The organism is Micromonospora sp. CV4 (genome assembly GCF_003667455.1).
GTDB lineage: Bacteria > Actinomycetota > Actinomycetes > Mycobacteriales > Micromonosporaceae > Micromonospora.
Window position 1 is genome coordinate 18,853 of sequence record NZ_RCVI01000353.1, and the last position, 15,593, is coordinate 34,445.

Annotated in this window: 15 protein-coding genes; 7 read left to right on the forward strand and 8 right to left on the reverse strand. The window is 72.7% G+C overall.

Going from position 1 to position 15,593, the window contains the following annotated elements; translation table 11 throughout:
* Window positions 1-94: 94 nt before the first annotated feature.
* On the reverse strand, window positions 95-1,129 hold the full coding sequence (locus EAD98_RS24965; protein WP_121656428.1) for a LacI family DNA-binding transcriptional regulator: 1,035 nt from the start codon (window positions 1,127-1,129) through the stop codon (window positions 95-97).
* A gap of 131 nt (window positions 1,130-1,260) precedes the next feature.
* On the opposite strand from EAD98_RS24965, the gene EAD98_RS24970 reads away from it, so the two are divergent.
* The 4 genes from EAD98_RS24970 (at window position 1,261) to EAD98_RS24990 (ending at window position 5,854) form a co-directional block, all read left to right on the forward strand.
* The gene (locus tag EAD98_RS24970) at window positions 1,261-2,217 is read left to right on the forward strand and encodes a LamG-like jellyroll fold domain-containing protein (protein WP_121656446.1); all 957 of its coding nucleotides are present in this window, start codon (window positions 1,261-1,263) and stop codon (window positions 2,215-2,217) included.
* Window positions 2,218-2,254: 37 nt separating this feature from the next.
* The gene (locus EAD98_RS24975; protein WP_233583965.1) at window positions 2,255-4,357 is read left to right on the forward strand and encodes a sorbosone dehydrogenase family protein; all 2,103 of its coding nucleotides are present in this window, start codon (window positions 2,255-2,257) and stop codon (window positions 4,355-4,357) included.
* Between the two features lie 222 nt (window positions 4,358-4,579).
* Window positions 4,580-5,065: a molybdenum cofactor biosysynthesis protein gene (locus tag EAD98_RS24980; RefSeq protein ID WP_121656429.1), complete on the forward strand. Its 486-nt coding sequence runs from the start codon at window positions 4,580-4,582 to the stop codon at window positions 5,063-5,065.
* A gap of 210 nt (window positions 5,066-5,275) precedes the next feature.
* The gene (locus EAD98_RS24990) at window positions 5,276-5,854 is read left to right on the forward strand and encodes an SUKH-4 family immunity protein (protein WP_121656430.1); all 579 of its coding nucleotides are present in this window, start codon (window positions 5,276-5,278) and stop codon (window positions 5,852-5,854) included.
* On the opposite strand, the gene EAD98_RS24995 is transcribed toward EAD98_RS24990, so the two are convergent.
* Window positions 5,841-6,245, reverse strand: a complete 405-nt coding sequence (locus tag EAD98_RS24995) for a nuclear transport factor 2 family protein (protein ID WP_233583966.1) — start codon at window positions 6,243-6,245, stop codon at window positions 5,841-5,843. The genes EAD98_RS24990 and EAD98_RS24995 overlap by 14 nt on opposite strands.
* 202 nt (window positions 6,246-6,447) lie before the next feature.
* On the opposite strand from EAD98_RS24995, the gene EAD98_RS25000 reads away from it, so the two are divergent.
* Entirely contained in the window at window positions 6,448-7,989 is a 1,542-nt protein-coding gene (locus EAD98_RS25000) for a PP2C family protein-serine/threonine phosphatase (protein WP_121656431.1), read from the forward strand.
* 10 nt (window positions 7,990-7,999) lie between these two features.
* On the opposite strand, the gene EAD98_RS25005 is transcribed toward EAD98_RS25000, so the two are convergent.
* The 4 genes from EAD98_RS25005 to EAD98_RS25020 all read right to left on the reverse strand — a co-directional run bounded on the left by EAD98_RS25005 (window position 8,000) and on the right by EAD98_RS25020 (window position 10,288).
* The gene (locus tag EAD98_RS25005) at window positions 8,000-8,428 is read right to left on the reverse strand and encodes an ATP-binding protein (protein ID WP_121656432.1); all 429 of its coding nucleotides are present in this window, start codon (window positions 8,426-8,428) and stop codon (window positions 8,000-8,002) included.
* Complete coding sequence (locus EAD98_RS25010) at window positions 8,428-8,760, reverse strand: STAS domain-containing protein (RefSeq protein WP_121656433.1); 333 nt, start codon at window positions 8,758-8,760, stop codon at window positions 8,428-8,430. Before EAD98_RS25010 ends, EAD98_RS25005 begins: the two co-directional genes overlap by 1 nt.
* Before the next feature lie 166 nt (window positions 8,761-8,926).
* On the reverse strand, window positions 8,927-9,259 hold the full coding sequence (locus EAD98_RS25015; RefSeq protein WP_121656434.1) for a nuclear transport factor 2 family protein: 333 nt from the start codon (window positions 9,257-9,259) through the stop codon (window positions 8,927-8,929).
* Between the two features lie 222 nt (window positions 9,260-9,481).
* Window positions 9,482-10,288, reverse strand: a complete 807-nt coding sequence (locus tag EAD98_RS25020; protein ID WP_121656435.1) for an SAM-dependent methyltransferase — start codon at window positions 10,286-10,288, stop codon at window positions 9,482-9,484.
* A 170-nt stretch (window positions 10,289-10,458) separates the two neighbouring features.
* On the opposite strand from EAD98_RS25020, the gene EAD98_RS25025 reads away from it, so the two are divergent.
* Window positions 10,459-10,845, forward strand: coding sequence for a DUF2267 domain-containing protein (locus tag EAD98_RS25025; protein ID WP_121656436.1), 387 nt, complete (start codon window positions 10,459-10,461; stop codon window positions 10,843-10,845).
* 101 nt (window positions 10,846-10,946) lie between these two features.
* Entirely contained in the window at window positions 10,947-11,381 is a 435-nt protein-coding gene (locus tag EAD98_RS25030; protein WP_121656437.1) for a hypothetical protein, read from the forward strand.
* A gap of 36 nt (window positions 11,382-11,417) precedes the next feature.
* On the opposite strand, the gene EAD98_RS25035 is transcribed toward EAD98_RS25030, so the two are convergent.
* Window positions 11,418-14,246 (reverse strand): ricin-type beta-trefoil lectin domain protein, encoded by a 2,829-nt coding sequence (locus tag EAD98_RS25035; protein ID WP_121656438.1) that lies wholly within the window; start codon window positions 14,244-14,246, stop codon window positions 11,418-11,420.
* A 256-nt stretch (window positions 14,247-14,502) separates the two neighbouring features.
* A complete protein-coding gene (locus tag EAD98_RS25040; protein WP_121656439.1) occupies window positions 14,503-15,354 on the reverse strand; it encodes a copper resistance protein CopC in 852 nt (283 codons plus the stop codon).
* Between the last annotated feature and the right edge of the window lie 239 nt (window positions 15,355-15,593).

Genomic DNA, 15,593 nt, shown 5'->3' on the forward strand with positions numbered 1-15,593 from the left:
CTTCTCCTGATCGGCCACGGGGTGGGTGGACCCCTCGACCGTGCCAGAAGCGGTGCGGGATCGCGGCCGAATCCGACCGGCCGGGTCGCCCGGTTCAGGCCGTCGGCGCGGGGCCGGTCGAGTCGCGGACGACCAGCAGGTGCCCGGTCGAGCGGCGGCGGGGACGCGTCGAGCGGGGCTTGAGCGCGAGGCTGAGCGCCGTACGACCCATCTCGGTCATCGGCAGCCGGATGGTGGTGAGGCTGGGCGCGAGGTCGGCCGCCACCGAGACGTCGTCGAAGCCGACGACCGACATCCGCCCGGGCACCGGGATGCGGCGGGAGCGCAGCGTCGACAGCACCCCCATCGCCATCGCGTCGTTGAGCGCGATGATCGCGGTCGTTTCCGGGTGTTCGTTCAGGATCTGCTCGGTGACCGCCCGGCCGCCGCCCCGGGTGAAGTCGCCGTGCACCACGGCGAGGTCGGTCGGGGGCAGCCCGCGCTGGCGCAGCGCCGACGAGACCCCGGCGAGCCGGTCGGCGACCGTGGTGAGACCGGCGCTGCCCGCGGCGACCGTGATCCGCCGGTGGCCGAGATCTATCAGGTGGTGGGCGAGCGCGTTGCCGCCGGCCTCGTTGTCCGGCAGGACGGCGTCGACGCCGAGCGCGTGCCGCCCGATCGCGGCGACCCGGCCGCCGTGGGCCTGGAACGCCGCCAGCTCGGCCCGGGCCTCGGCCTCCACGCGGGGGTCGTCGTACCCCGAACCGCTGATCAGGATGATGCCGACCCGCTGGGCGATGAGGTGGCGTAGCTGTTGCAGCTCGTAGTCGGGGTCCCGGCCGGACTGGCAGATCTGCACCAGCAGCCCCTGCTCGGCGGCGAGCTGGATGACCCCGCCGGCGATCTCGGAGAAGTAGGGGTCGTCGACCTGGTGGACGATCAGGCCCACGGTGGAGCTGGCGCCGCCGGCGAGCGTGCGGGCGTACGGGTTGGCGACGTACCCCAGGTCGCGGGCGACCTGGCGGATGCGGTCGGCCACCTCGGCGCTGACCCCGTCGCGGCCGGCGAGGGCCCGGGAGGCGGTCGCCAGCGAGACGTCGGCGCGTTCGGCCACGTCGACGAGGCGCGGCCGCTGGCCAGCCCTGGGCATCCGCAACTCCCGGAGGCATCCATGTCACCCGATCTATTGCCAGTGACGTTGGTCGAAGCCTAGGGTACGTAAGCGCTTACGTAAGCGCTTACGTGACCGGCACCCGCGTGCCGTGAAATGAGGTGAACGCGATGCCCAGGGCCCGACGAGCCGCCGTCGCCACCGTCTCCCTCCTGACGATCGGCGCACTCACCGGCGCGGGGGCGCCCGCGGCGCAGGCGGACCGGCACCGTCCGTCCGACGTCCACCCCGCCCTGCGAGCGCACCTGGTCGCCGCCTACGACTTCGACCACCCGGTGCCGGGCGACCCCGCGCTCGAGCGCGACCAGGGCCGCTCCGGCACCGAGATCGAGCTGGTCAACGGCGGTGCCACCATGCGTGTGCGCGACCACGCGTACCGGGGCAGCGGCAACGCGGTGCAGACCCGGCAGGTCGACCCGTCGCTGAACGGCAACGACGACTGGAAGGCCGGCACCTGGTCGGCCAGCGGGGTGCGCACCCTGCGCGCCTTCAGCGCGACCGCGGGCACCACCGTGATGGGCTGGTTCAAGCTGGAGATGGACAGCCCGCTGCCCAACTCCACCACCGCCGACCCGACCGACCGGTACAACGCCATCGGCCTGGCCGGGGTGCTGACCGGCGACTCCGACGGCCACGGCGTCCGCGCCCTGCTGGAGCTGATCGACGTCAACGGTGAGCTGCGCCTGGTCGCGCTCGGCCGCCGTCTCGACGGCGGCAACTCGCAGACGTTCGCCGCGAGCCAGGACTGGCGGGACCTGCTGCCGACGGGGGAGTGGGTCCACCTCGCCGCCACCTTCGACTTCGGCACCGGCGCTCTCGCCCTCTACCGCAACGGAGAACCGGTGGACGGCTTCTACACCCGTACCGACGACCCGTGGCTGGTGTCCGGGCCCGGCCCGCACCTGACCACGGCCTCCGACCCCCGAGGCATCAAGATCGGTGGAAGCTTCCCCCAGGACACGGTGGAGCGGAACCCGTGCGACTGCCGGATGGACGGCCTGATGTTCCTCGACAGCGTGGTCTCCGCGACCGATGTGCGGAGGCAGTACCGCCATCTGGCCCGCTGACCACCCTCGGCACCGTCCCACCGAGAAGGAGACCCGCGTGCTCACCCTCCACGACAGCGCCCGCAGGATCCGCAGGTCCGTGCTGACGGCCGGGCTCACCGCCGTCGTGCTGATCCTGTCCACCGTGCTCGCGACCCCCGCCCGGGCCGCCGACGCCATCTACGACCCGGTGCCCGAGATGCCGATCCAGTCCCGACTCGGGTTGGTCCTCACCGAGTACGCCAGCTTCCCGCAGTCGCAGCCGACCCCGGCCCCGACCGATCAGCGGCTCATGCGTACCGCCCGGATCAACACCATCATGGAGGTGCCCGACGGCTCGGGCCGGCGGGCGGTGCCCGACCTGAACGGCAGCCTCTACCTGGTCGAAGGCGGCGTGCCGCACGTCTACCTCGACGTGGCGGCGACCTTCGCGCCGCAGTTCTTCTCCGGCCGTGGCCTGGGTCAGGGCTTCGGGTACGTCGCCTTCCACCCCGAGTTCGGCGTCAACGGCCGGTTCTACACCATCCACACCGAGCTGGCGTCGGCGACGACCACTCCGCCGGACTACGCCCAGGCCGGCACGATCTACCACGGTGTCATCACCGAGTGGACGGCGACCGACCCGAGCGCCGACACGTTCGCCGGCACCCGTCGGGAGGTCCTGCGCATCGGGTTCGGCGGCCAGGTGCACGGCATCCAGGAGATCAACTTCAATCCCACCGCGAAGCGCCACGATCGCGATTACGGCCTGCTGTACCTGGCGGTCGGCGACGGCGGCCTGGGCGTGCGCAACACCGACCCGCAGAACCTGGGCATGCCGCACGGCAAGCTGCTGCGGATCGACCCGCGGGGCACCAATTCCGCCAACGGGCGGTACGGCATCCCCGCGACGAACCCGTTCGTCGGCCGCGCGGGCGCGCTCGGCGAGATCTACGCCGTGGGCTTCCGCGACCCGCACCGCTTCAGCTGGGACCGGGCCACCGGTCGGATGTACCTCGGGCACATCGGTGAGCACGCCATCGAGGCCATTTACGAGGTCCGCGCCGGCGACAACTTCGGCTGGAGCGAGCGCGAAGGGTCCTTCGTCTTCGACAAGGCGGCCACCAACCCCTGCGACCGGCTCTTCCCGCTGCCCGCCGACGACGACCGCTACGGATACACGTACCCGGTCGCCGCGTACGACCACGACCCCGCCGCGGACTGGAACTGCACCGCGGACGTCGGCGTCGCGGTGGCCGGTGGTTTCGTCTACCGGGGACGCGCGCTGCCGGCGCTGCGCGGCAAGTACGTGTTCGGCGACCTCGTCGACGGTCGGGTGCTCTACACCGAGGCGAACGAGATGCGCCGCGGCCGGGGCCTGGCGCCGATCCACCAGCTCGCCCTGTTCGACGCGGCGGGCGCCCCGGTCCGGATGCGGGACCTCTCCGGGCCCGGCGCGCCCGGTGACCCCAACCGCGTCGACCTGCGGTTCGGCACCGACACCGCCGGCGAACTGTACGTGCTCGCCAAGGCCAACGGGAAGGTCTGGAAGGTCACCGGCACCCGCGTCTTCGCCAGCGGCGACGTCGGCGACACCACCCTGCGCCGCACCGCCGGGGCGTCGAACTGGGCGCCGGTGACGCCGGCCAAGTGGGAGTTCACCCGGGACCAGGTCATCCTCGCCGAGGCCGGGGTCAGCCGGCCGGGCCCGCGCCGGCCGTTCGAGTACGCCGTGCTGACCGCCGGGCCGGCCTGGTCGTCGGTCGAGGTCGAGGCGCGGGTACGGCTCGACACGCCGGTGGAGGTCACCAACCGCGACGTGATCATCGTCTTCGGCTGGCGCTCGGACACGCAGTTCTACTACGCCCACCTCTCCACCGACAACACGATCTATCCGCACAACGGCATCTTCAAGGTCGACAACGCCGACCGGGAACGCATCGACCACCAGTGGAACGGCCGGTCGCGTGGCGCCAACCCGGCGATCACCGATGCCGACTGGCACCGCGTACGGGTCGTGCACCTGCCGGCGACCGGCGAGATGGCGGTGTACGTCGACGGGCGACGAGACCCGCTGATGACCGCGAAGGACACGACGTTCGGCTCCGGGCGGGTGGGCTTCGGCTCGTTCGACAACGTGGGCCGGCTGCGCGACCTGACGGTCACCGGCACGCCGGCCTGACCCGGTCGCGGTGGAGCGGCGGCGATGATCCACTCCAGGTCGGCGATGTCGGGGCGTCCGGGCGCCCGGGGTGCCCCGATGCCGGCGACCTGGAGTGGATCGCCGCCGCACCGTCGGTCGGCCCCGAGCCGGCCCGTCGTTCGGGTGACCGCCTCGACGCCGTCGGTGCCCCGTCCGCCGAGCCGGCCCGCAGGGCGCCGCCCGGTTCGTAGAATCCGTGCCATGCCACGGATCGTCGAGTTGCTGGCCTCGCCCGTGCACCGCTTCCTGGGCCGGCCCGCCGACGGTCCGGCGCCGGCCCCGCCCGGTGAGCTGGTCGACGTGGTGCGGATCCGGGCCGGCCTCGGCATCGTCGGCGACCGGTACTTCGGCCAGCCGGCGCACCGCGACGCCAGCGTCACGGTGATCGCCCAGGAGTCGCTGCCACCCGGCATCGGACTGGCGCAGGTCCGCCGCAACGTCCTCACCACCGGCATCGCCGTGGACGAACTGATCGGCAAGGTGCTGGTGCTGGACTCCGGGGACGGCCCGGTCAGCCTGCGGGTGAACCGGGCCGCCCGCCCCTGCGCCTGGATGGACGTCACGGTCGGCCCGGGCGCGTGGAAGGCACTGCGCACCACCGGAGGCATCCGCTGCACGCCGCTCAACGACGGCGTGCTGCGGATCGGCCCGGTCGACGCCACCGTCGAGCGGGCGCCCGCGTCGTAGCGCCGGTCGCGGACGAGGCACGGCCCCGGCGGAAGGCGCCGCCGTCCACCCAGCTACCACCCGGACCACGTGTGGAACTGCAGCTCGGCGGGCCGGACAGCGTCGACACAGGCTGCCGCATGGTAGAACCAACACGGACATCGGTTCGCAGATCTGGGGGCAGATCCAGACCTTGCCGGACGGGACCGCGATCCGAATAGAGGTGGTGGATTGAACCCCGAGTTGCACCAGCTCATCGAGGAGCTGCGGGCCGACCTGGCCGAGGACCAGCCGGCGAGCCTGGGGTACGCCCAGTTCGGCGACGGCGCGGCCACCGACGCCGTGCCGGCGGATCTCCCGGCCGGCCTGCGGGATCTCCTGCTGGTGGCCGACGGGCTGCGTGCCGGCCGGATCGAGCTGGCGTCCACGTCCACCCTCGCCGGCATCCAGTACCACCTGGACTACGCGCCGGACTTCTCGGCCATCCCCGAGGACCGTGCGGGTTGGCTGGTGATCGGCACCCACAGCGACGAGCCGATCTTCATGGACCGGGGCACCGGCGCGGTCTGGTATTTCCCGCCGGCCGGCACCGAGTGGTTCATGGCGGACTCCTTCGAGGAGCTCGCCCCCGACGTGGACTCCTTCGTGCACTACTACCTGCTCGGCCCGGGCTACGCCGACCTGACCCCCGCCGACGACCGGTGGTACGCCTTCCTCGACGAGCAGGGCCTGCTCGACGACGACGAGGAGGACGACGAGGAGGACGACGAGTCCGACGGTGATGCCGACGCGAGGGTCAGACCGGGCTGATGTGCGCGGCGAGCACCCGCCAGCCGTGGGTGTCGTCGTGGATCCAGGTCCGGGTGTACCGCAGGCGTGCCGAGAACGGCGTGCCGTCGAACACTCCGGCCACCCGGCCCAGGAAGAACGTCACGCCGGTCGACCCGGCGACGAGCAGGTCCAGCTCCTCCTCGACCAGTTCCTCGATGACCGAGGTCCGGTCGCGGTGCGCGGCCAGGTCTTCCCGTTTGGTGTGCTTGCCGCCCTCCGGGCCGATGGCGATCAGCTGGTCGACGAGCAACTGGTCCAGGGCCGCCACGTCGCCGGCCCGCTGGGCCGCCTGCAGGGTGCGCTCGGCGTCGAACAGTTCCGCCTCGCGTTCGCTGTCCGGCATGGTGCCGTCCTCCTGATCGGGGTTCACCCGGCGCCACTGTCCACCGTCCACCGGGGTTGTCCGCATTGTGGCAGCAGGCGCGGCCCGATCGGGTGTGGATCGGCCGGCGGCGGGTCGCATCCGGCGCAGCCCGGACGGCACCAACGACGCTTCAGCCGGTGGGCGCGGGTCGCGTCACGTCGACGGCGGCGCTGTGGGCCGCGGGCCGGCCGGTGGTTAGGCTGCTGCCATGGCGGACCAGGGCGAGCCCACGCACGCCTCCGGGGCGGCGCGCCCGGTCGAGGCGGTCGTACGCGAGATCCTGGCGGTCGTGCCGGCCGGCTGCACGTGGCTGCTGCCGTTGCCGGGCGACGGTCGGCCGGTCGCGGACTTCCGGATCGCGGCCACCAGCGGCCCGGGCCACGACATCTACGGCCGCGGGACCGACCGGGTGGGCGCGCGGCTCACCGAGCTGTATCCGAGCATGGTTGACGGTCCGCTCTGGCGGCTCTACCTCGACGTGCTGGCCACCGGGTCGCCCGGCCGGATGGCCGACTTCCGCTACGCGGAGAAGCGCACCGGCGTCGTCGCCGACTCGCTGTTCGACGTGCACGTGCACCGGGTGCTCGGCGGCCTGCTGGTGGCCTGGCAGCGGCTCGACGAGGACCAGCGCCGACGGGAGCGCACCGAGTTGCTGGGCAGCCTCGGCTGGGCGGAGTACGACCTGGCCAGCGGCGTCAGCCAGTGGTCGCCCGGGATGTACCGGATCTTCGAGCGCGATCCGGCGTTGGGCCCGCTGTCGCGGGCCGAGCAGTCCGCCGCGGTGCTTCCGGACGACCACCTGCTGAGCGAGGCGGCCTGGCAGACGCTGGACAGTGGAGCCTCCTCGGACGTGACGGTCCGGTTCCAGGCCGCGGGCGCGGTGAAGTACCTACGGATCCTGTCCGACGTGTCGCGGGACGCGGACGGCGCACCGTTGAAGATCCACGCCGTGGTGCAGGACGTGACCGCCAGGGTCGACTCGCGGACCGCCATCGAGCAGCTCAGCGACCAGTTGCGCACGCGGGAGATGACGGCGCTGGCCGAGCACCGGCTGGCCGGGCAGTTGCAGAACCTGATCCAGCCGGTGCCCCGCGAGCCGTTCCCGCTGGCCGGCCTGGAGGCGATGGTCAACTACCTGCCGGCGGAGAGCGCCGTGCGGGTGGGCGGGGACTGGTACCACGCGCAGACCCTGCCGGACGGGTCGGTCGTGCTCGCGGTCGGTGACGTGGCAGGTCACGGGCTCAACGCCGCCAGCGGGATGGCCCATCTGCGCTTCGCGCTGGTGGCCTGGTTGTCGATCGGCATCCGGGACCCGGCGGTGCTGCTCGGGCACCTCAACCGGCTCTGCGGTCAGCTCGCGATCACCGGGACCGCCGTGGTCGCGGTCTACGACCCGGTGACCCGGGTGCTCTGCTGGGGACGCGCCGGGCACCTGGCGCCACTGCTGTCCCGCGACGGCGAGACCAACCCGCTGGACCGGCCGCCGGGCCTGTTGCTGGGCGCCGACGGCGACTCGGTGTACCCGGTGCTCACTCCGCGACTGCGTCCGGGTGACCTGGTGCTGTTCTACACCGACGGGCTGGTGGAACGGCGCGCCCCCGAGGAGGACCGGCTGGAACAGGTGCGGTCGATCCTGTCGGCGCTCTCCGCGGCGCCGGGGGAGCAGAGCGTCGGTCGACTGCGTGACCTGCTGCACCACCCCAGCCCGGACGACGACACCTGCACACTGGCCGTCCGCGTGCTGCCCTGAGCCGACCGGCTCACAGGCCCAGCCGGAGCCGCACCACGGTTCCCTCCGGCTCGGCCAGCACGGCGACCTCGTCGCAGACCTGCTCGACGATTGCCAGCCCTCGACCCCGTACCGCGTCGGCCGGCGGCATCTCCCGGCCGAACGCCCGCGCCGCTGGCCCCTGGTCGATGACGTCGCAGAACAGCTGGTCCGCCTCGGCCCACAGCCGGACCCGGCCACCGCCGGTGGTGTGCTGCAACGTGTTGGTGGCCAGCTCGCTGACCGCCAACGTCAGCAGCTCGACCCGGTGTGGCGGCAGGCCCCGGGCCAGGGCCCGGGTGCAGACGAACGCGCGCAGCGCTCGCAGGTCCGTCGCCACCTGGTACGCCATCGTGTCCGGGGCGCGGTCGGACGCGGACTGCTCGGCCACGATCCGGGTCTCCCGCCGGCCGGCCGCCATCAGCCCGCCAGCCGCGGGTCGTCGGCGGGCGGGCGCAGCAGGGCGCCGACGCCGGTGATGTCCAGCACGGCCGCGACCGGACCGGTGGCGTTGACGGCGTACAACCGTCGGCCGGTCGCGCGGGCGGTCTGGTGGGCGGTCACCAGGCTGTGCAGAGCGGTGGAGTCGAGGAAGCGCAACCCGCCCACGTCGACCACGACCACGGGCGCGCCGCGGACCGCCGCGGACAGCACGACGGTCAGCTCCTCCCGGGTGGCGAGGTCGCACTCGCCGGACAGCGTGACGACGATCCGGCCAGGTGCCGTGGACGTCCGGGCCTCGAAGTGCGGCATCGGGCAGCAGCACCTTCCTCGTCGTGACAGCCGTTGTCGGCACATCATGTCACCCTCCGGCCGCTCGTCCGCGTCCTCCGTTCGGCGACTGCGCCTTGATCCGACGGCTCCCCGACGCCGGCCGAGCTGTGCCGCGCCGGGCCACGCGGCCGGGGCGACTCGGCCGCTACGGGCGGATGGCCAGGGCGCCGATCAGCTCGTCGCGCAGCGTGAACCGGTACCGCAGCTCGATCGGGCTGCCCGGAAAGTCGCCGGACACCCGGGCGAGAACCAGGTACGAGTCGCCTGCCTGCGGCGTGACCGTCACCGGCTCCGCGGAGTACGAGTAGGCCTCCATCGTCCGCTGCCGCCAGGCGCGGATCGCCGCCCGTCCCTCGTGCACCCGTTCCTCGTCGGCCACGGTCGCGGTGTCCGCGAAGCAGGCGACGAAGGCCTCCAGATCGCCGTCGTCGACGGCCCGGAAGTACCGGTCGATCACGTCGGGCAGGTCGACCGCCATCTGCTCCTCCTGCCGCAGGGGCCGCCGTCGCGCGGCCGCGGAGTGTCCGTCCGACCTCACCGTAACGAGACGGGTCGGCGCCGCGCGGACCAACCAACAGAACGGCGTCGTCGACGGGTCAGGCGGCTCCCGCCGACGTTTTACCCGGTGCCCGCGAGCCGACCGGTGGGGCCGGCGGGCGATCCTGTCGCCCGCGCGGCCCCGCCCGCGCTCCGGCGTCGGTCAGGGCTTGCGGCCGACGGCGCAGTAGCCGTCCAGGTCGGCCGGCGGGCCGTCCTGCTCGGGCCGCCAGTGGGTGAACGGCACCAGGCCGGGCTCGACCAGGTCGAGGCCGTCGAAGAACCGCGCGATCCGCTCCGGGCTGCGCAGGTGGTACGGCAGCGCGCCGCTCTCGTTGTACTGCCGGTGCGACTCGACGACCGCCGCGCTGGTGTCGGTGCCGTCGGACAGCGCCAGGTAGCTGCCGGACGGGACCGCGTCGAGCAGGGCGCGGATGATGGCCGCCGCCTCGTCGTCGTCGCCGACGTGGCCCATCACCCCGAACAGCAGGACCGCGACGGGCTGGCCGAGGTCGAGGTGCTCGCGGGCCTGCCCGAGCACCGCCTCCGGGTCGCGCAGGTCGGCGTGGATGTAGCGGGTCAGCCCCTCCGGGCTGCCGACCAGCAGCGCCCGCGCGTGGGCCAGGACCATCGGGTCGTTGTCGACGTAGACGACCCGGCTCTGCGGGTTGACCCGCTGGGCGACCTGGTGGGTGTTGTCGGCGGTGGGCAGCCCCGTGCCGACGTCGAGGAACTGTCGGATCCCGGCCTCGCCGGCGAGGAAGCGCACCGCGCGGGACAGGAACGCGCGGGACTCGCGGGCGGTCTCGATCATCGCGGGGAAGAGTTCGCGGACCTGTTCGCCGGCCAGCCGGTCGACCTCGAAGTTGTCCTTGCCGCCGAGCCAGTAGTTCCAGATCCGGGCGGAGTGCGGGACACTCGTGTCGATCTTGGTGCCGTCGGTGGCCGGGAGAGGCGCGGTTTCTGCCACGGGCGTCCTTCCGCTGAAGGGTGGGGGAAGACACAGAGGACAACCATGCTCGCACAGGCCACCCGGTTGTAGAACGGACACCCGTGCCGCCCGTACGCACCGTGCCCGGTCCGGGGTTTGCCGCCGGTGTGCCCGGGTAGCCACGCGTCTCCGGAACGAAGGGCGGGGGTATGGCCGAGCTGGCGTTCGTCGACAAGGTTGCGGCACGGGCGGGCGTCCCGCCCGAGCAGGCGCGACCGCTGACCGAGGCGGTTCTGCGTACCCTCACCGAGCGGCTCAGCGGCGGCGAGGCGGCCGCGCTGGCCCCCCACCTGGCCGCCGAGCTGAGCCCGCTGCTGGCCGAGGCGCCCGAGGCGCCCGAGCCGTTCGGGTACGACGAGTTCCTGCGGCGCGTCGCCGAGCGTGCGGGGATTGACCGACCCACCGCCGAGCGGGGCTCGCGGGCCGTGCTCCAGACGATGCACCGGGTGGTCGGGCACCGGGAGTTCGAGGACGCCCTGTCCCAGCTCCCGGCGGACCTGAAGGAACTGGCCCAGCCTCTGCCGCAGGGCCCCTGACCGATCGCCACCCCGGCCGTCCGGGGGCGCGGGGGCTTCGCACGGCGGGTCGCACCGGGGCATGATGTCGATGCGGTAGCGGTCGCGGCGGAGGTGGGGCGATGGTGACGCGTACCCCGGGTGGCGTCGACGCGCCGCGGGCCCGGCTGGGTCGCGGCCTGCTGGCCGTCGCGTTCGCCCTACTGGCCTACTTCGGGGTGACCGCTCCCGAACACCCCGCGCAGGGGTTCGGGCTGTCCTGGTCGATCATCGGTACGGCCGGTGCGGTCGGCGTGCTGGCCAGCATGCTCGCGGCCCGGCGGTGGAGTCGGACGGGCCTACCGGACCGACAGCGGGCGGTCCTGCGTGTGGAGGCCGGGGCGCGCCTGCTGATGGCGCTGGCCGCTCTCGCCGCGCTGGCGGTCGGGGTCGCGTCCGCGCCAGACGGTGCCGAACGCGGGTTCGTCGTCGCGGTGACCGCCGTGCTGGCCGGTTCGCTGGCGCTGTACGCCCTGGTCGCCGACGATCTGCGCCGGGCGGCCCGGGGCGGGGCCTGACCGGTCGCCGGTCCAACCCCGCCCCCACGCTGAGCGTCAGCCGACCACCCACTTCTGGTGGGCGCCGCCCGCGTACGTGCCGATCTGGATCTGGGTGCCGTCGGCGGTGCCGGCGCCGGCGGCCTCCAGCACCTTGCCCGACTGCGGGTTGCGGATCGACCCGTCGGACTGCGGCTGCCACACCTGGGAACCGGTGCCGTTGCAGGTCCACAGCTGCACCTTGGTGCCGTCGGCGGTGCCGGCGTTGTCCACGTCCAGGCACTTGCCCAGGGCCCGATAGGTGTCGCCGACCCGGCTCCACGACTGCGCGCCGGTGCCGTTGCAGGTCCAGAGCTGCACCTTGGTGCCGTCGGCGGTGCCGGCGTTGTCGACGTCCAGGCACTTGCCACCGACGCCGGTGATCCGGCCCGATCCGCCGCCGGTGCTCGCGTACACCTCCAGCTCGTAGATGCGCGCGGCCGTATCGCTGGTGCTGGTCGGCGCGGTGATGGCCAACCGCACGTAGCGGGTGCCGGGCGCCGCGACGTCGTGCGTGGTCGTGCTCGCCGTGTTGCCGGTGACCGTGGCCCGGGTGGTCCAGGTGGTGCCGTCGGGGCTGGAGGCGACCGTGAAGTCCCGGGTATTCCAGGCGGTGTTCTCACCGCCGGCGCCGGCGTGCTTCACCACCACCCGGTTCACCGCGTGGCTGGCCCCCAGGTCCACCTGGAGGAACTTGGCGGCGCCCTTCGAGCACCACTTGTCGCCGTTGCCGCCGGCCACGCTGCCGTTGACGGCCTTGGCCGGGCCCTCGGTCGCCGAGCAGGAGCTGTCCGCGGTCGCCGTCTTGTTGAGCGCCAGGTTGGTCCCGCCGGTCGGGGGAGGGGTGACGCCCGGGATGGCGTTGAGCGTGTACCACGCCTCGGTGCTCCACAGTGACTGCCCGCTGGTCGAGGTGAACGGACGTGGTGAGCGCAGGTACACGACGTGGCCGGCCTTGCGGCCGCTGACCGCGAGGGTGACCTTCTTTCCGTCCGCCGACAGGGTCGCCGCGGTGACGGTCAACGTCTCCTCGTCGATCTTCGGGCCGCCGTAGCTGGCCGTCGGCTGGTACCGCCACTGCTTGATCTTGTAGTGCGCGGCCAGGTTGGCGGCGGTCTCCGCGGAGACCGGTTGGGTGTACTCCACCTCGAACCCGGCCGTGGTGGCCCGCATGGCGAGCATCTCGAAGGTGGTGGCGCTGTTCGGGGTCAGCTTCTGCAGACCGTACGACAGCTTGCCGGTCTGGCCCCAGTTACCGCCCGCGCCGAGCCCACCGACGTAGATGGCGCCGTCCGGGCCGACGTTGACCTCGGAGACGCCTGCCTCCAGGCCCTGGGTGAGCCGGAACAGGGCGCCCTGGTACTCGCCGTTGACCTTCTCCACGTTGGCCCTCTGCAGGCCGCCGTAGGTCACGTCCCCGATGACGAACTGGCCGGCGTACCGGCCGCTGGTCAGGTACAGCGGGGTGCTGGGCGAGTTGGAGATCTCGTTCTGCGGCATCCAGAGCACCGGCGGGGTGACCGGGTTGGCGTCGAACGGGCCGGCCGGATTCATGTAGTGGTTGAAGAACCGGCCCTGCTTGACGTGCACCAGCTTCGACGACGGCAGCCAGCCGCCCTGGTTGTCGGTGACGAAGATGCCGCCCTCCGGGCCCCAGCCGATGCCGTGCGGGGTGCGCAGCCCGCCGGCGACGTAGCTGACCGCGCCGGTGTCCTTGTTGACCTTGAGGGTGGTGCCCCGGTTCGCGGCCGGTTGCGGGTTGGTGGTCGCGCCGCCGAGGTTGATCGAGACCGACAGGTTCACGTAGAAGAACCCGTCCTGGTAGAGCAGGCCGAACGCGAACTCGTGGAAGTTCCCGCCGTACGGCCAGGTGGCGACCGTCTGAAGCTGGTCGGCCACCTCGTCGCCGGTGGTGTCCACCAGCCGGGTCAGCCGCTGCTTCTCCGAGACGTAGACCACCCCGTCGACGACCTTGAGCCCCATCGGCTCCTTGAGGCCGCCGGCGATCTTCTTGGTGGTCACGGTGCCCGGCCCGGTCGTGCCGCCGGTGTTGTTGAGGATCCACACCTCGCCGTCCTGGGAGGTGCCGGACTGGTCGCTGCCGCCCCAGGTGGAGATGACCAGCCGGCCGTCGGCCAGCCAGTCCATCCCGGTGACCTTGGGTTGGAACCCGGTGGGCCGCAGGTTGGTCAGCGTGTAGCCCGGGTGCACACCGGTCAGCGGCAGGCCGTCGCCGGGGGAGTCGGTGATCCCTTCGCACTCCTTGCGGCCCGGTGCGGTCACCCGGACCACTCCGGCGTCGGTGCTCAACGCCGAGTTCGGCACGACCACGAAGGACGACGAGCCCGGGGTCTTCCATTCCAAAGTGATCTGCTGGCCGCCGTCGCGCTCGAAGTGGTCGATGCGCAGCGGGTGCAGCCCGGCGGCGAGGGTGACCGTGCCCTCCTTGGGCGGGGTCGCGCCGTGCAGGCCGTCGTGGTTGATGACCACGGTGTTGCCGATCGTCAGCTTGGATCCGTCGTCGCTGCTCAGCCGGAACGTGTAGCTGCCGGCCTGGGTGGTGGTGATGTTGCCGAGCACCTGCGAGACGAAGTAGTTGTCGAAGCCGAAGTCGGCGGTCGACGTCCAGTTGATCGTGGACATGAGCTTGTCCACGTTCGGGGTCTGCGCGGGCTTGAGCGTGCAGATCTCGGAGAGCGGCACCTGCACGTCGAAGACGCGCAGCGTGACGCCCGGTTCCTGCTCGGGGGCGGCGCCGGCCGGGTCGGCCCAGAAGCCGGCGGCGAGGACGAGTGCGAGCGCGCCAAGGACAGGACTGCCGAATCGGCGCAGCAGCCGTGTGCCCATCGTTCCTCCAAGGGGGGAGAGGAGTGCCGACGGCCGGCGTGGAGCAGTGCCGGGGGTGGTGGCCGTCGGCCCGGCTCCGCACCGTCCTCGACGCCGACGAGTGACGATCCGGAAACACCGGGTTGATGGGCGAGACATTAAGTTGTTTCGATTGACCTGTCCATGCCTTCGCTTCGATACATCAAAAGTTCCCGATGTTCGTGCGAAAGTTCGCGGGGGTACGCCGGGAAATGCCCGGGTACGCGATGGGCTGGACCTACCGCCGCCCGCGCCGGGCGGAGCCATCGGCCCGGCTACCGGGTCTGCGGGCCGGGGTGCCGGATTTGCGGGCCGGGGTGCCGGACCTGCGGGGCGGCCCGGCTCCCCGGCGGGTCGGTCCGGCCGTGCCACGCGCGGCGGGCCGGCGACGGGCCGTCACCAGCACGACGGCGGACACGACCACGACGATCAGGCCCGGCAGCAGCCAGGGCGGCAACCCACCACCCTGCCCCGTGTCCGTGGCGCCCGCCGGGGCGCCCGTCGCGCCCGCGTCGGCGCTCGCGCCGGGGCTCGCCGACGGGGTGCCCTCGACCAGGGCGAGCAACGCCGGCTCCGGCCCGCTCGTGGGCGGCGTCCAACCGGCCGGCGCCGCCGTGCCCGGCCCCTGGTAGTCGAAGGTGACGGTGCCGCGCACCGCCTCACCGTCCGAGGCGACGGACAGGTAGCTGGCCGTGTACCGGCCCTTCGCCGGCCAGTGCGCGACGGACACCATGGCCGGAAAGCCGGTGTGGTACAGCCGCGGCTCGAAGACGCCATTGACCATGAAGTACTCCTGGACCGGCTTGTCCAGCCGCTTCGGCTCGCCGTACGACCACCCACTGTCCACCCGGGACCCGTTCGGCCCGGTGACGGTGAAGTGGGCGTTGGGGGCCGGCTTCTCGGTGAAGTACAACCCCAACCGTGTCAGCGGCTCGCGGACCACGGTGCCGGTCAGCGGGGTCGAGGTCGCCAACTGACCGTGCGCGGACGCCGGAGCGGCGGGCAGCAGCAGCGCCACCACCACGGCCATGGCCAGCGCCGCCACCGCTCGGCTCAGGACGTGACGGGCAGTGACCAGCCTCGATCGCATGCGTTCATCATGGTCATTTCCCCGCCGCCGAACAAGACGTAGAGTTCTCCTCCCCGACGATCAGTTCGACACCCGTCCCCGCGTCGTTCGGAGTCCGCCCGTGCTCGTCCGTGCCCCCGGTTTCCGCGTCCCCGCCGCCCTCGCCGCCGTCCTCGCCACCGCACTGCTCGCCACCGGCTGCGGCCAGGACGACGACCCGCCCGCGGCCACCCCCTCGACGCCGCCGACAGCCGCCGCAC